Source organism: Bartonella florencae (assembly GCF_000312525.1).
In the GTDB taxonomy this organism is placed as follows: Bacteria; Pseudomonadota; Alphaproteobacteria; order Rhizobiales; family Rhizobiaceae; genus Bartonella; species Bartonella florencae.
In genome coordinates this window covers 55,992-71,948 of record NZ_HE997451.1, presented here as the reverse complement: position 1 = coordinate 71,948, position 15,957 = coordinate 55,992, and the positions used below count along the sequence as shown (strand labels likewise).

The following is a 15,957-nucleotide window of genomic DNA, read 5'->3' as shown; positions in this document are numbered from 1 at the left end:
ATAATTGTTATGTAAACTGTCTTCTTTAAAATCAATCATTCTAAAACTTTTATTTGTCCATTAGCCATAGCGACAATTGCACGCGACGCTAATCCCAAAAAAAGACCATGCTCTACCACACCTGGAATTGCAAGAAGTGCATCTGACAATGGCTTTGGCTGCAAAATGCACCTCCAAAACGCATCAAAAATAAAGTGACCACCATCTGTTTTAAAAGGGACTTCTCCATTCATTCGTAGTACAACTTCTCCAGAAAGCCCTAAATCACCCGCTACCTTTTCTATGGCTTTGCGTGTCGTATGCATACCAAATGGATTGACTTCAATGGGTAATGCAAAAGCACCAAGTTTTTTTACTACCTTTGTTTCATCTGCAATAATAAGCATTTCTCGAGATGCTGATGCCACAATTTTTTCATGCAGTAATGCCCCACCTCCCCCTTTAATAAGAGACATTTCTGGACAAATTTCATCTGCTCCATCAATATCAAGATCTAGTTCAGGTATTTGCTCTAAGGTACTGATAGGAACTCCAAACTTGCAACAAAGTTGTTCAGAATATCGCGAAGTTGCGACACCCGTCACACACAGACCATCTGCAACACGCCCACCAAGAAGGCGAATAAATTCATTTACTGTTGAACCAGATCCAATACCAAGCCGCATACCATCTTCAACAAATTCAAGCGCTTTTAAAGCTGCCATTTTTTTTAACTGCTGAACATCCATGAATTACTTTACCTTTTTAGCAATCAGCGACAGCTCTTACAACGTGATAACAATTAAAGTAGCTTATTGTTTCAATCTGTCATAAATTTAATTCATCACCTTTTGATTGAAGAAGAAGTGTTAATGATTATAAGATATATGGATAAGAGTAAAATAGAATAATTAACAATTTTATCTCTTTTTAAAAATTTATTGACATATCCATATCAACAAGAATTTTTAATTTATCTTGCACTACCAACAAGCTCAGTACATAAGAATCCTCTGCAAAAAATTATATAAATTGTTTAGATATCAAAAACATCGTTCGTTGTAAAAAATTGCAAATAGTTTCATGATTTTAATAAAGCTGAGAAATAGATCATAAAAAAGAGAGATCTTTTATTTTTCTTGCTGTTCGAACACGAAAAAAGATGGAAAATTATAGCCTATGCAATTTTTGTGAATATTGTCTGTGCATATTCCACGGTCTATAAAAGCCCATCGAAGACCAAATAATATCACCGCTTTTTGTCATCATAGCACTCCCTCTTGATAACAATTGTTGAGGAGTCAATATTATTTTTGCCTTCTTGTTACATATTTTGTTATCCGTTGTGAATGTCTTAATCACAATATCTGCTGTTACGCATCGATCTGTTTCTCCTTGCAACACAATCACTCTTAATCCATTTTCTAATAAGGACGCACATAGATGATGATCGCAAATGAACTGTCCATGAAATGGCGGACCATATTTTGTTAACTTGATTGTCTCATTCAGGTGAAATGATTTTTTCCATATGGATGTCGTGAAATTGGAAACATGGTAACGATCAATATATAATTTCTTGTCATCGATAACCCCAACAAACTTCATATTATCTGCTATAATGAGTTGCACAGGTGAACCTATCAAGCAAGTCGCAAAACCAGCCAAAATAAAAAAACTAAAAACGAATCTGATGAATGTTTTGCAAAAAGTCAGCCCAACCAAACCTATACTGAATAAAATTAACGCAGATAACGGTATAAATCCAAGATTTAAAGCAGGAGAAATAGAGCTTATAGCGTAAGCAATTTTTATCACAAGATCAACACCAAAACCCATAATTTGAAGTGGCAGCCATTCAAGCCCCCAAAACATTGCAAGAGTCGCGATCAATCCAAAAGGTATGATGAAGATTGATACGATAGGCAAAGCTAAAGCATTACTAATGACACTCAAAAATGCAATATTAGAAAAATGATAGGCAGCATAAATTCCACTGGCAGTTCCCGCCACAAACGAAGATACACCTATTGAAAATATAGATAAAAAAACCAGATGAATAACTCCAGCTCCAGCATAAGATGGTGTTGTTTTTCTTGTGCCATAAGATAATTTTCCACTCCACCAATCAAAAAAAGCAATTAAAGCAGCAGTGGCAGAAAAGGACATTTGAAAGCTAGGACCTAATATTTCATGAGGCTTAATCGCGAGTGTTATTAAACCAGCAATAGAGAAATTACGCATTGTTAAAGCAGAACGGTTACACAAAACAGCAACTAACATAACAGCAATCATCACAAAACTTCTTTGTGCTGATACAGCACTACCAGAGAGTAGTAAATAAAAGGCTGTCATCGTTAATGCAGCGACAGCAGCAAATTTTTTAGTTGAATAATAGGATGCGAAAACAGAAAAAAGTGCTAAAAAACTACGAATGCTAACAAGAATTATACCGCTCAACAAAGCCATATGTAAACCTGATATTGATAAAATATGTGCTAATCCAGCTGCACGCAATGCTTCATTTGTCTCATTTGAAATACCAGCTCGCTGGCCCGTTATAAGTGCCGCTGCAACATTACCCTTTTCTCCGTTAATCGCTTTACGGATTCTTTGTGTCATATTCGTCCGTAAATTTTCAATTTTCTGCAAGCCTCTCTCTAATATTCTATCGGACTGCGAAACGAATATTTTACTTGGTTTTCCTAAATAAATTCCCTGTGCTCCAATTCCTTTGAAATAATTATGAAAACTAAAATCATAACCTCCTGGATATACCGGTCCAGATAATGCCCTAATTTTAACTTTTCCATATAATCCATCACCAATTGCCAATCCATAGGGCAAACGTCTTGCCGATAAACGGATACGGTGAGGGCTATGGCGTAATCTTGGATTTTTTGTGCTTAACACATCTAAAACCAAACGAAATTGTCCTCTTTGCCCTGCCTCAATAGAAACAATTCTCCCTGTTAACGTGGTAACAATATCGCCGCTTAACATTGGTGTCGCTATACGCCACGTTTCTATCTTTCCAGCCAAAGCGCCCAATAGAATACAAAATAGAAATCCTGCAATACTCCATACTCTCCGATAAAACCGTAAAATGTACAATATTCCAATGAAGAGAATAAACAATACACCCAATTGCACCCAACTTGGCTCGCGCTCTAAATTAAAATAAAAAAATGATCCCTATGGAAAAAAATACTAAAATTAAGGAAAAAAGAATTCCAAAAGAAATTTCTTTGTTGATACAATCTAACAACCATTTCCCCAAAAAAGTTATTGCTTTTTTTAAGGGGGCAAATAAAAAAGTCTTTTGTTTATTAGGACTGTTATTTTTTGCCTCATAAGAAGTATAAAAAACTTCTTGCCATATCAGACGTAACTTTTTTGTCTTTAAAACAGATCTTACGGATAAACCATCCTTAACTTTATTTTGATTAAACATCCGCAAATCCCCACTTTACTTGCAATGCGGCTCTTGCACCCCTTATCAGCTATGCTAACATAATCCTTCTATAAAGTCCTATAAATAACATCTTAACTTTAAAGGAAGAGATTCGTGTCCGTTATTACCCGCTTTGCTCCCTCACCAACAGGCTTTCTTCATATCGGAGGCGCTCGTACTGCTCTCTTTAATTGGCTTTATGCCAAACACACTGGTGGCAAAATGCTGCTACGAATTGAAGATACAGACAGAGAACGTTCAACAGAGGCAGCTGTAAAAGCCATTATAGATGGCCTGCATTGGATGGGGCTTAGCTATGATGGTACTCCTATTTCGCAATTTGAACGAGCAAAACGTCATCGCCAAGTTGCTGAACAATTGGTAAAAGATGGTAAAGCCTATTATTGCTATACTTCTTCGGAAGAACTCGCTGAAATGCGTGAAAATGCGCGTGCGCAAGGTCGTCCACCGCGTTATGACGGACGCTGGCGCGACCGTGATATCTCTCAAGCTCCCAAAGATGTTAAACCTGTTATTCGTATAAAAGCGCCACAAGATGGGGAAACGGTTGTGCACGACCGCGTCCAAGGTGATGTTCGTTTCCCTAATAAAGATCTAGACGACTTTATTATTTTGCGTTCCGATGGCTCACCTACTTATATGCATGCTGTTGTTGTTGATGATCACGATATGGGAATTACACATATTATACGTGGTGACGATCATCTCACCAATGCAGCGCGCCAAACAATTATCTTCAAGGCGATGGGATGGGATATTCCTGTGATGGCACATATTCCTCTTATCCATGGTGAAAATGGTGCAAAATTATCAAAACGGCATGGTGCGCTCGGTGTTGATGCTTACCGAACAATGGGCTATCTTCCTGCTGCTTTGCGAAATTATCTCGTTCGTCTTGGTTGGAGTCATGGTGATGATGAATTGATGTCAATAGAAGATATGATTTCTTGGTTTGATATTGATGATATTAACAAAGGAGCTGCCCGTTTTGATCTCAAAAAGCTCGATGCCATCAATGGGCATTATATACGTATGAGCAATGATCAAGACCTTTTTGATGGAGCTGTTAGTATTTTATCAGAAATTGAAGGTGGTGTACAAATAATGGAAAGACTTGATGAACAACGCCGCGTTCAATTCTTAAAAGCTATACCAAATTTGAAAGAACGTTCAAAAACCTTGTGCGAACTTATTGACAATGCTTCTTTTATTTTTACACAACGACCATTACAGCTTGACGAAAAAGCGCAGACGTTCTTGGATAAAAATGGACAAGCCATTTTAAATGATATTTATATTGCTCTGAAAGAAGTCCACTCTTGGGAATCCCAAACACTAGATGAAACTCTTCGAACTTATGCGCAGACACAAGATCTCAAACTTGGATCTATTGCACAACCGCTTCGTGCTGCTCTCACAGGTCGCTCAACATCCCCTGGAGTTTTTGATGTACTTGTTTTACTGGGACGAGAGGAATCTCTCAATCGTATCAATGATCAACTCATTACAACCGCATATTAGCGACATGTATACAGCTTCTTACTCTCATAAATATTCGCATACAGATGTCTCTATGCAAAATAAAAGTTAGCTTCTTTTTTAAATCGTTGAAAAATATATTCGGTAAAATTACAAATAAAAATATTTTTTAGATTGCATGAACTAACTTTTAAGGTAAATCTACCTTTCAATATAAGTAAGAGAAGCTTCAATTATATATCTCCTACTCTGATAAAGCGGCATCTTGATTTTTAGAAGCAAAGGACCTGAAAGGAATATCTAATGTCTGAAAATAAAGCACACATTACTGTGAATGATAAAAATATAGAACTTCCTGTACGCAAAGGTACTCTTGGTCCTGACGTCATTGAAATTGCTTCTCTCTATAAAGAAACCAATAGTTTTACTTATGATCCTGGCTTTACCTCAACCGCTTCTTGTGAATCAAAAATTACTTATATTGATGGTAATAAAGGACTATTGCTTTATCGAGGTTATCCTATTGATCAACTGGCTGAAAAAGGAGACTTTCTCGAAAGCTGCTACCTTTTACTTTACGGTGAACTTCCAACACAACAAGAAAAAAATGACTTTGACCGCTGTATCATGCAACACACGATGGTACATGAGCAATTTTCGCGTTTTTTTCATGGATTTCGTCGCGACTCACATCCTATGGCTGTCATGGTTGCATGCCTTGGGGCTATGTCTGCATTCTATCATGACTCTATTGATATTACAGACCCACAACAGAGAATGATTGCTTCTGTTCGTCTCGTCTCCAAGGTTCCAACCCTTGCTGCTATGGTTTATAAATACAGTATTGGACAAGCATTTGTTTATCCAAGAAATGATCTTAGTTACGCTGCAAATTTTCTTCGTATGTGCTTTTGTGTTCCTTGTGAAGAATATAAAAGCAATCCAGTTCTTACTCGAGCAATGGATCGAATCTTTATTCTCCACGCAGATCATGAACAAAATGCTTCTACATCCACTGTACGCCTTGCAGGATCATCAGGTGCTAATCCATTTGCATGTATTGCAGCAGGTGTTGCTTGCCTTTGGGGGCCAGCGCATGGTGGAGCCAATGAAGCATGCTTAAAGATGCTACAAGAAATAGGTTCCGTTAAAAGAATTCCTGAATTCATTGCACGCGCAAAAGATAAAAATGATCCTTTCCGCCTTATGGGATTTGGCCACCGAGTCTATAAAAACTATGATCCACGTGCAAAAATTATGCAAAAAACCTGTCATGAGGTGTTAAAGGAACTAAATATTCAAGATGATCCCCTTCTTGATATCGCTATAGAACTTGAAAAAATCGCTCTCAACGATGAATATTTCGTTGAGAAAAAACTTTACCCCAATGTCGATTTCTATTCTGGTATTACATTAAAAGCTTTAGGTTTCCCAACCGAAATGTTTACTGTTCTTTTTGCATTAGCACGCAGTGTTGGTTGGGTTGCACAATGGAAAGAAATGATCGAGGATCCCGCACAAAAGATTGGTCGGCCTCGCCAACTCTATACAGGTTATGGTATGCGTGACTATGTTCCTATAGATAAACGTGTCAATTGAAATAATAAAGCACCAATCAATAAAGCTTCAATTTATTGGAGCTTTATTTCGAATAATAAAAGGCCTATGATTGAAAGCATTTTTATGAATCTTGATTTTGAAGCTCTTTTTGTAGTTGTAAGACTATCATAGAATTTAGGAAAAATCTGATGGCTTTTACTTAATAAATTAAGAGAATCTATAGTGTTTTTTTCGTTTAACAAAGTATATACTTAAATTTCAAAAAAATTTTAATTTTCTATTCTTAAATATTTAAGAATATTGTAATAATAGTGATAACAAAGTAATTTTCTTTTATTCTCCTCATGGCATAAATTTTCTTTGTATTTAAATTAAATTTTGTATCTTTTGAACAAAATGATAAAAATTACCTATGATAAATAATCAACGAACTATTTTTTTCCGTATTTAGCATAACCATATTTGATATAGTGAACATTTTTTCTGATAACAGCTCTATTAATAGTAAAATAAATATCAATAAATTTTTTGCATTGCTCCAGAAAAGCTTACAGATTATAAAATACAAGACAATCTTGTATTTTTCCGCTTATCTCATAGGAGAATAGAGTGAAATTATTACCAGCAGCTCTTATAATAAGTATAACACTTTTTGCCCAATCAATTCATGCTCAAACGCTGAAAATTGCCAGTGATGCTTCCTATCCTCCATTTAGTTACATTGATTCAAACAATGAACTCAAAGGATTTGATATTGATATATCTTATGCGCTTTGTAAAAAAATGAATGTTGAATGTAGAATCGTCATTCAAGACTTTGAGGGTATGATTCCTGGTCTTCTTGCAAAAAAATATGACGCCATTGTTTCTTCTCTTGCTCCCACAGAGGAGCGCTTGCAAAAAATTGACTTCACAGACCCTTACTATAATACAGCACTTGCTATAATTGTTACCAAAGACTCAGAAATTAAAGAGATCTCAGCAGAAGCTTTTAAAGATAAAAATTTGGGTACACAATCGAATACAACACAAGCAGCCTATGCAGAAGATCACTATGCCTCTAAAGGGGTGAATATTAAACTCTATCCTACAGTCATAGAAGTTAATCGCGATCTTTTAAGCCATCGTCTTGATTTGATGATCTGCGATAAAACACACGCTTTAAACTGGCTTGCAAATGAGGGAAAAGATTGTTGCAAACTGCTAGGAACTTTGGAAGATACAAAATTCCCTATTGCAATTGCACTTCGTAAAAATAATCATGATCTTAAAAATAAACTCAATGAAGCAATAAAAGCAATCCGTTTGGATGGAACTTATGAAAAAATTATGAAAAAATATTTCGCATTCGATATTTATTAAATAAAATATCAATATGAGTTAAACTTTAAAATGGTACTATAAAGAGTAGAGAAGTAATTTTAAATTTACTGTTTTTATTATTTTTTAGAAGAAAAATACCCACTTACCTAAAGAACAATTTTTATGTGTTTCTGTCCTTTAAGCATTTCACGCTATCAATAATGAAAACAATTTTTTATTTTGTCTTTGACCTCAAAGCTAAAAATTTTCTTCATGCTTAAATTGAATAGTTTTTTACAATTAAATTCTGTATTTTTTGAGAAAATGATGAAAACGTAGTCTCATAATTAATCATCATGCAATGTAATCAATAAAATATTTCTTTCTCTCCTCTGTTTAGCATGCTCATACTTGATAAAATAATTCATTTTTTGATAATAATGTTCATTATCATGAACGCGAAATGAGCATTCATAAAATTTTGCATTGCTCCTAGAAGAGCTTACAGACTATAAAATACATGACGATCTCATATTTTTCCGCTTATCTCATAGGAGAACATAATGAAATTATTAGCAGTAGCTCTTATAATAAGTGCAACACTGTTCACACAATCTGCCCATACACAAACGCTAAAAATTGCAAGTGAAGGTTCTTATCCTCCATTTAGTTACATCGATTCAAACAACGAACTCAAAGGATTTGATATTGATATATCTTATGCGCTTTGTAAAAAAATGAACGTTGAATGCACTATCACTACTCAAGATTTTGAGGGTATGATTCTTGGTCTTCTTGCCAAAAAATACGATGTCATCATTGCTTCTCTTGCTCCCACAAAAGAACGCTTACAAAAGATCGATTTCACAAATCCTTATTATAACACAGAGCTTGCTGTAATTATCGCCAAAGATTCAGAAATTAAAGAGATCTCAACGGAAGCTTTTAAAGGTAAAAATCTCGGTGTCCAATCAAATACAACACAAGCAGCCTATGCGGAAGATCATTATGCTTTTGAAGGAATAAATATTAAACTCTACCCGACAACAATAGAAGTTAATCGTGACCTCTTGAGCCATCGACTTGATGTGGTTATTGTTGATAAACTGCAAGCATTAAACTGGCTTAAAAATGAAGGGAAAGATTGCTGCCGTCTTCTAGGGACGTTGGAAGAAACAAAATCTCCTATTGCAATTGCCTTACGCAAAAATAATAACAACCTTAAAAATAAGTTCAATGAAGCAATAAAAGAAATCCATTTGGATGGAACTTATGATAGAATTATGAAAAAATATTTTACATTTGATACTTATTAAATATCAAATGAACTAAAATTGGACAAACTGTTTATTTCTAATGAAAATATTTATCTAACTCTCTGTGAGGTACGCAAGAATGATTGAAGATTTAGCATTGCTATCATTTAGCAATGGAGGGTGGGGTGTAGTTATACTTTCTAGTGCTGGAATGACATTATCATTGGCTTTATGTTGTGGGCTCTTAGGACTTCCTCTAGGACTTCTAAATGCAGTGATGATTCGATCCAATATCAGGGTAGCTAAAACTATCGCTACCCTCTTTTCTACAGTATTTCGTGGACTACCAGAGCTTTTAACCTTATTTTTAGTTTATTATGGCTTGCAAAATATTATTCAAATTGTTCTTGATTATTTTAATATTGAAATCATGTTTAGCATTAACGCCTTTGTTGCGGGAGTTCTGGCTCTCAGTATGGTTCTTGCCGCCTTTTCTTGTGAAAGCTGGCTTGGAGCATTCAACATTTTTGATAAAGGTCAATATGAAGCAGCTAAAACCTTAGGACTTTCACGCTCAACAACGTTTTTTCGTGTTGTCTTTCCTCAGTTAATCCGGAATGCTTTACCAGGGCTTTCTAACAATTGGCTTACTTTGCTAAAAGATACATCCTTGGTATCAACCATTTCACTTGTTGACCTTATGCGACAAACAAATTTAGCCGTTGCAGCCACTGATAAAGCCATGCTGTTTTATCTTGTAGCATGCTTACTCTATTTGTTATTTTCAGCGTTTTTTTCTGCAATCCTGCGCTATCTGGAAATATACATGCAAGCAGGATATAGAAAGGTATCAAGCTTATGATTCCTGAGTGGCTTCATTTCCTTTTTAATCCTGCTCTTTTAAACCGTTACGGACCTAAATTTGTTGAGGGCTTTATTGTTACTGTTGAGCTTGTTTTGATTGCTTGCTCTGTCGGTTTTGTTCTTGGTATGCTCATCGCTTTTGCGCGTTTGTCAAAGAATAAGTTTTTACGATATATTGCACATGCTTATGTCTATTTTTTCCGCGGTTCTCCTTTACTTGCCCAACTTTTTCTTTTCTACTACGGACTCGGTTCAATGAACAATTTCTGGCAACAGATTGGTCTATGGTGGTTTTTTCAGAACGCATGGTATTGTTGCCTTTTCATTTTCGCACTCAATTCTGCTGCCTACCAATCCGAAATCTTTAAAGGCAGTTTTCTATCCGTAACAACCGGACAACGTGAAGCATCAAAAGCTCTAGGGTTAAGTAATTCTGTCACATTTTTTAGAATTATTCTGCCGCAAGCAATGGTTTTAGCATTACGTCCCTTGGGTAATGAGTTGATTTTAATGATTAAGTCGAGTGCTATTGCCTCACTCGTCACTATTTATGATTTAATGGGTGTTGCCAAACTAACCTATTCGCGTACATTCGATTTTCAAGTTTACATTTGGGCTGCTCTTATCTATCTTTTGACCGTTGAATTCATTCACCGCTTTATTGTTCTTATCGAATATCGTCTAACCCGATATTTGCGATAAATAAAACAGTCATAAAAATCTTTATTAAATCAAAATGTTAAATTAATAAGTTTATTTATCAATGAAAGAATACAACAAGATGAATTTGAAAAATAATAAATCTGCCCATCCTGAACAAAACTCTGTAATTTCCATTCGAAATTTAAATAAATGGTATGGAGATTTTCAAGTACTTTACAATATTAATTTTGACGTTAAAACTGGGGAACGAATCGTTATCTGTGGTCCTTCTGGATCAGGAAAATCGACTTTAATTCGTTGTATTAATCAATTAGAAAAAGCACAAGAAGGCTCGATTTGCATCCATAATATTGATATTCATGCTGCTCCTCCATACCAGCAAAAAAATGTTCTCCGTAAAATAGGAATGGTTTTTCAGAACTTTAATTTATTTCCCCATATCAGTGTTATGCAAAATTGTATTTTAGCGCCCATGACTGTTCAAAGACTTTCTAAACAACAAGCACAAGAACGGGCAATGCGTTATCTAACAAATGTTGGTATTGAAAAACACTGTAATAAATATCCTTTACAGCTTTCTGGAGGCCAACAGCAACGTGTCGCGATTGCCCGTGCACTTTGTATGGAACCTGAAGTGATGCTTTTTGATGAACCAACATCTGCTCTTGATCCAGAAAGTGTTGGAGAAGTTTTGGAAGTTATGGTTAAATTGGCAGACACAGGGATAACAATGCTCTGTGTAACCCATGAAATGGGTTTTGCGCGTGAAGTCTCGGAAAGAATCCTCTTCCTAGAAAACGGAAAGATTATTGAAGATACAGCTTCTAACACATTTTTTACTAATCCTAAAAGTCAGCGCGCCCGTGAGTTTCTTGCTAAAATTAAACATTAATCACCAATATTGTTTTGTCTTTACAATTCTAAATGTCTTGTTTTTCAAGAAGGCTGATAACCGTTTGAGCACAAATAATCCCTGATGGAACTTCCGTTTTCATTTTCTCTTCCACCACTTCAAAAGAATCAAGCTGTGCTTGTCGTAACAAAGGATTATATAACAGTTGCTCTACCTGCCTTGCTAACATACTAGGACGTATGAATTCATTCATATATTCTGGCATAATAGGCATATCAGAAATAATATTTGGAAGAGCAGCACTCCATAACATCATTTTGCGAAAAATGAATAACTTAGAGAAAAAATCAAGTTTATAGCAAAGAACCATGGGAATTTTTGCTAATGATAATTCCAATGAAACCGTTCCATGTGCAGCAAGTGCAACATCTGCTTGTGCAAAAGCACGCCATTTTGCATCTTCCCCCACAACAACTTCTACTTTGCTTGTCCAGCTCTGTAATAAATTATGAATTTCATCGACCAAACGTGGTAAGGTTGGTAAAATAATATGTAAATGAGGAACGCGTTGTGTAAGAATTTCTACTGCTTCTCGAAAAAGCGGCATTAAAGAGCGGAGCTCTGAATGGCGTGATCCCGGCAAAAGAACTAATGTAGGCGATGATCTTTGTTTACCAGACAAATGTTTTTTTTCTGCTTGGCGTTTTTTTTCCGCTTGAATCGCCAAAAGCGGAGGATGTGACAAAAGAGAATGCCCAACATAGGTAGTGGCAGGACCTCTCAAATCCTGCATAATCTTTTCTTCAAAAGGGAAAACCGCTAAAACATGATCAATAAACTTGCGCATAGCACTAGCGCGCTCTGGGCGCCACGCCCAAACGGTTGGTGCAACATATTTAATGATAGGAATAGAAGGTGCTAGAATACGCACCTTTTTTGCAACACGATGGGTAAAATCAGGACTGTCAATAAGAATTAAACAATCGGGTTTTTCTTGTGCGATAAACTTGGACAAATTACGTATATGCTTCAGCAATGATGGTAGTTTTTTTAAAACTTCCTTCAAACCAATTAAAGCAATATCACGAGAATCAAAAAAGCTTTTTAAACCTAATGCTTCTAAATGTCTTCCGCCAACACCAATCAAGTGAATATTACATCCTGTCTGTTGTGCTAAACAAGAAATCAAATCTGCTCCAAGAAAATCACCAGATTCTTCACCTGCAACAATAGCAATTTTTAAAAAAGAATTATGCATGATCAAAATCCTCAAATGTTTCTATAAATAAGGAATATTGATTAGCTTTTTCTATTGTTGTTTTCACCGATAATATAAGACTTTTATTTGCCTCCACCGCAATACCAGATAATCCACTTTTTGCAATATTCATTACTGTTACAGGTCCAATTGATGGTAAATCAACGCGATGATCCTGTTGTGGTTTCGCACATTTAACCAAAATACCACCTTTAGGTGGAATTTGCTTTCTTTCTCGCATTTCACAAACCCGCCACAGCATATTATCAGTTCCCTCTGCTCCCTCGAGAGCAACCACCCTTCCATTAACCGCAACTGCTGCTTGCCCAATATCCAATTGGCCTAAAAGCTTTGCTGCTTTTACTGCTAAAACAATATCTTTTTTCTCTTTTCGAGTAGCGCGTCGTAATGTTAAATCAAATTCTAATGGTGCCAAAAGATCTGGTATTATCTCATGAGCACCAATCACTCTAAAACCATATGATTCAATCAGTCGTATAAAAGCTTTTAATAATGCATCATCTCCAGCTCTCAATGCAGCGATTAACTTAGGAAGAGCTAAAAATGTCGTCCAATCAAGTCGAAATTGTGTGAGAAGTGGCCGCCTTTTCACGCCACCTGCTAACACAATATTACAAACTCCAACTGCCTTTAAAATTTTAACAAGTCGCGTTAATTCTACAATTGATAACGTGCAATGCTCATAACGACAAAGCACAGGGTCCGCATCATCACGCAAAAGTACAATAAAAGGACTCTGTCCACGTTTCTCCAATTCCTGCGCAATAGTAATCGGTAGAATACCATTTCCTGCTATAATAGCAGTACGGCTGGAAAGAAAACTTCTAGCACAAAAGACAGGCATTTTTTAATCCTCATGATCTTTTGTTCTATCACTTTCAAATTTTGGAGTACAATAAAAACGTTTTCCTTTTTCTTTAACAAAATTAACAACATCAATAACTGACTGAGAAGTAGAATAGAAAGAAGCAACATCACTAACACGTTCTTTAAACGGCTTACTGTGATCAAAAAGCATAGTAACAGCATGGCGTAATGCATGAATATCTTTACGCTCAAGACCTGCACGTTTCATACCAATAATATTTAATCCTGCAAGTTTTGCTTGCACACCAACAGCTGTTCCATAGGGAATGAGATCACCAACCAATGCAGATACACCGCCAATAAATGCATGATGCCCAATGCGAACAAATTGGTGAACAGCACCACCTCCACCAATAATAACATAATCTCCAACAGTAACATGACCTGCGATCATTGCATTATTAGCAAATGTCACGTTATTGCCTACATGGCAATCATGAGCAATGTGCGCATAACAAAAAAATTGGCAATTGTCTCCAACAATTGTCATTCCTGCACTCGAATCAGAGCCTCTATGCATTGTTACGCCTTCACGAATGATACAATTTTTTCCAACAGAAAGCGTTGTATGCCCCCCCTTATGTTTACTATTTTGCGGCTCTGCCCCCAAAACTGCATGTGAAAAAACTTTACTATTAGCCCCTAATGTTGTGTCTCCCATTATTACAACATGACTCATCAAATTACATCCATCGCCAATAACGGCCTCTGAACTAATATGACAAAACGGCCCAATTTGTACATTCTCACCAAGCTGCGCCCCCTTCTCTACAAGAGCAGTCGGATGGATTTTCGTACCGGACATTTTAAAATTCCCATTAATATCGTTTACTCTTCTTCAATAATCATCGCAGCAATTTCTGCTTCAGCCACACGGACATCTTCTACTTTTGCAACACACGAAAAACGCCTGATGCCTGCCCTCTTTTTTAAAAGTTGAACATGAATCCTTAACTGATCACCAGGTACAACGGGCTTACGAAATTTCGCATTATCAACAGTCATAAGATAAACCAAATTTGTTTGCTTATTCCCTAATGCCAAGAGTGCAATTGCACCCGCTGTTTGTGCCATAGCCTCTAAAATCAATACTCCAGGCATAACTGGCCTTGCAGGAAAATGCCCAGTAAAATGTGGCTCGTTAATGGTTATATTTTTAATACCGATAGCTTCTTTCTCACCATTAATGTCAATGATGCGATCAATCAACAAAAATGGATAACGATGCGGTAAGATCGAAAATAATTTTTCAATATCTACAACTTCTAAATTTTTAATTTCTTCGGTGTTGACCATATTAGCGTTTCTCCTTTTTAACTTTGCCAATATTACGCAACGCCGCTACTTCTCGGAACCACTGCTTAACTGGTCGCGCTGGACTCCCTCCCCATTTTTCACCATCCGGAATGTCATTCATAACACCACTACGACCAACAATCTGAACAGACTTGCCTATTACGATATGATCCGATACTCCGACACCTCCGCCAAGCAGAGTCATATCACCTATAGATGTACTTCCCGCAATTCCACATTGAGCAGCAATAAGGCAATAACGGCCAATTTTTACATTGTGCGCAATTTGAACAAGATTATCAATTTTACTTCCCTCACCAATAATGGTATCTTCAAACGTTCCACGATCAATTGTAGTGTTTGAACCAATTTCTACACCGTCTTCAATGATAACACGACCAAGTTGTGGAACTTTTTCAATTCCGGAAACACCACCAACATAACCAAAACCATCTTGCCCAATACAAACACCAGGGTAAAGCTGAACTCTGTCGCCGATTAAAGAATATTGAATTGTTACCTTTGGACCAATATAGCAGTCACACCCAATACGACAATTTTCACCGATAACAGCTGTAGATGAAATAAGCGTTCCTGCACCAATCTCAACATTTCGACCAACAACAGCACCTGCTTCGATACATACGTCATGCCCAAATTTAGCAGTTGGATGAATATACGCATGAGGCGAAATTTCTCTCTGCCCAAACCACGGTACCTGCTTGACAGAATCAGGAAATAGGATGCGCCCAATCTGAGCAAAATCACGCTGTGGTGTGGATGTAACCAAAATTGCCATAGATTCAGGAACTTTGAAAACAATTTCATCCGTACAAAGAACAGCTACAGCAGAGCTCCCTACGAGAGCATCAGAAAACTTCCGATGCTCGACAAAGACAAGAGCCCCCTCCACAGCTCTCTCAAGTGAAGAAAGAGTATTGATAACTGTGTTAGAAAACTCTGGAGTAAGAAGCTTTGCTCCTGTCAACCGGGCAACATTCGCAACTGTTAACCGCCGAGATGGCGTAAAAAAAAATGTATCCGCCATCAAAAAACTTTCTCTCCCAGCCTAACCAATTTTCTA

The 15,957-nt window shown here is 36.6% G+C and carries 13 protein-coding genes and 1 pseudogene; 7 read left to right on the top strand and 7 right to left on the bottom strand.

The features are described from left to right. Positions 1-35: 35 nt before the first annotated feature. Positions 36-728 (bottom strand): ribose-5-phosphate isomerase RpiA, encoded by a 693-nt coding sequence (gene rpiA / locus BN202_RS00330; RefSeq protein WP_019218520.1) that lies wholly within the window; start codon positions 726-728, stop codon positions 36-38. Positions 729-1,109: 381 nt separating this feature from the next. After that, positions 1,110-3,433: pseudogene (locus tag BN202_RS00325) on the bottom strand (ComEC/Rec2 family competence protein). Positions 3,434-3,547: 114 nt separating this feature from the next. On the opposite strand from BN202_RS00325, the gene gltX reads away from it, so the two are divergent. The 7 genes from gltX to BN202_RS00290 all read left to right on the top strand — a co-directional run bounded on the left by gltX (position 3,548) and on the right by BN202_RS00290 (position 11,470). Continuing rightward, positions 3,548-4,975, top strand: coding sequence for a glutamate--tRNA ligase (gene gltX / locus BN202_RS00320; protein WP_019218519.1), 1,428 nt, complete (start codon positions 3,548-3,550; stop codon positions 4,973-4,975). Between the two features lie 261 nt (positions 4,976-5,236). Continuing rightward, complete coding sequence (gene gltA, locus BN202_RS00315) at positions 5,237-6,532, top strand: citrate synthase (RefSeq protein WP_019218518.1); 1,296 nt, start codon at positions 5,237-5,239, stop codon at positions 6,530-6,532. Between the two features lie 570 nt (positions 6,533-7,102). Continuing rightward, positions 7,103-7,855: a transporter substrate-binding domain-containing protein gene (locus tag BN202_RS00310; RefSeq protein ID WP_019218517.1), complete on the top strand. Its 753-nt coding sequence runs from the start codon at positions 7,103-7,105 to the stop codon at positions 7,853-7,855. 503 nt (positions 7,856-8,358) lie between these two features. Continuing rightward, positions 8,359-9,111, top strand: coding sequence for a transporter substrate-binding domain-containing protein (locus tag BN202_RS00305; RefSeq protein ID WP_019218516.1), 753 nt, complete (start codon positions 8,359-8,361; stop codon positions 9,109-9,111). 79 nt (positions 9,112-9,190) lie between these two features. After that, complete coding sequence (locus BN202_RS00300; protein ID WP_019218515.1) at positions 9,191-9,913, top strand: ABC transporter permease; 723 nt, start codon at positions 9,191-9,193, stop codon at positions 9,911-9,913. Next, positions 9,910-10,617: an ABC transporter permease gene (locus BN202_RS00295; RefSeq protein WP_019218514.1), complete on the top strand. Its 708-nt coding sequence runs from the start codon at positions 9,910-9,912 to the stop codon at positions 10,615-10,617. Before BN202_RS00300 ends, BN202_RS00295 begins: the two co-directional genes overlap by 4 nt. A 79-nt stretch (positions 10,618-10,696) precedes the next feature. Continuing rightward, positions 10,697-11,470: an amino acid ABC transporter ATP-binding protein gene (locus BN202_RS00290; RefSeq protein WP_019218513.1), complete on the top strand. Its 774-nt coding sequence runs from the start codon at positions 10,697-10,699 to the stop codon at positions 11,468-11,470. A gap of 28 nt (positions 11,471-11,498) precedes the next feature. On the opposite strand, the gene lpxB is transcribed toward BN202_RS00290, so the two are convergent. Genes lpxB through lpxD form a run of 5 tightly spaced genes read right to left on the bottom strand, consistent with a single transcriptional unit; the run spans position 11,499 to position 15,921 of the window. Next, the gene (gene lpxB / locus BN202_RS00285) at positions 11,499-12,689 is read right to left on the bottom strand and encodes a lipid-A-disaccharide synthase (RefSeq protein ID WP_019218512.1); all 1,191 of its coding nucleotides are present in this window, start codon (positions 12,687-12,689) and stop codon (positions 11,499-11,501) included. Next, on the bottom strand, positions 12,682-13,554 hold the full coding sequence (locus BN202_RS00280; protein WP_019218511.1) for an LpxI family protein: 873 nt from the start codon (positions 13,552-13,554) through the stop codon (positions 12,682-12,684). Before BN202_RS00280 ends, lpxB begins: the two co-directional genes overlap by 8 nt. Positions 13,555-13,557: 3 nt before the next feature. Further along, positions 13,558-14,382 (bottom strand): acyl-ACP--UDP-N-acetylglucosamine O-acyltransferase, encoded by an 825-nt coding sequence (lpxA, locus tag BN202_RS00275; RefSeq protein WP_019218510.1) that lies wholly within the window; start codon positions 14,380-14,382, stop codon positions 13,558-13,560. A gap of 23 nt (positions 14,383-14,405) precedes the next feature. After that, positions 14,406-14,873 carry a 3-hydroxyacyl-ACP dehydratase FabZ gene (fabZ, locus tag BN202_RS00270; RefSeq protein WP_019218509.1) on the bottom strand — a complete coding sequence of 156 codons (468 nt, stop codon included), beginning with the start codon at positions 14,871-14,873 and terminating at the stop codon, positions 14,406-14,408. Between the two features lies 1 nt (position 14,874). Then, complete coding sequence (lpxD, locus tag BN202_RS00265) at positions 14,875-15,921, bottom strand: UDP-3-O-(3-hydroxymyristoyl)glucosamine N-acyltransferase (protein WP_019218508.1); 1,047 nt, start codon at positions 15,919-15,921, stop codon at positions 14,875-14,877. Between the last annotated feature and the right edge of the window lie 36 nt (positions 15,922-15,957).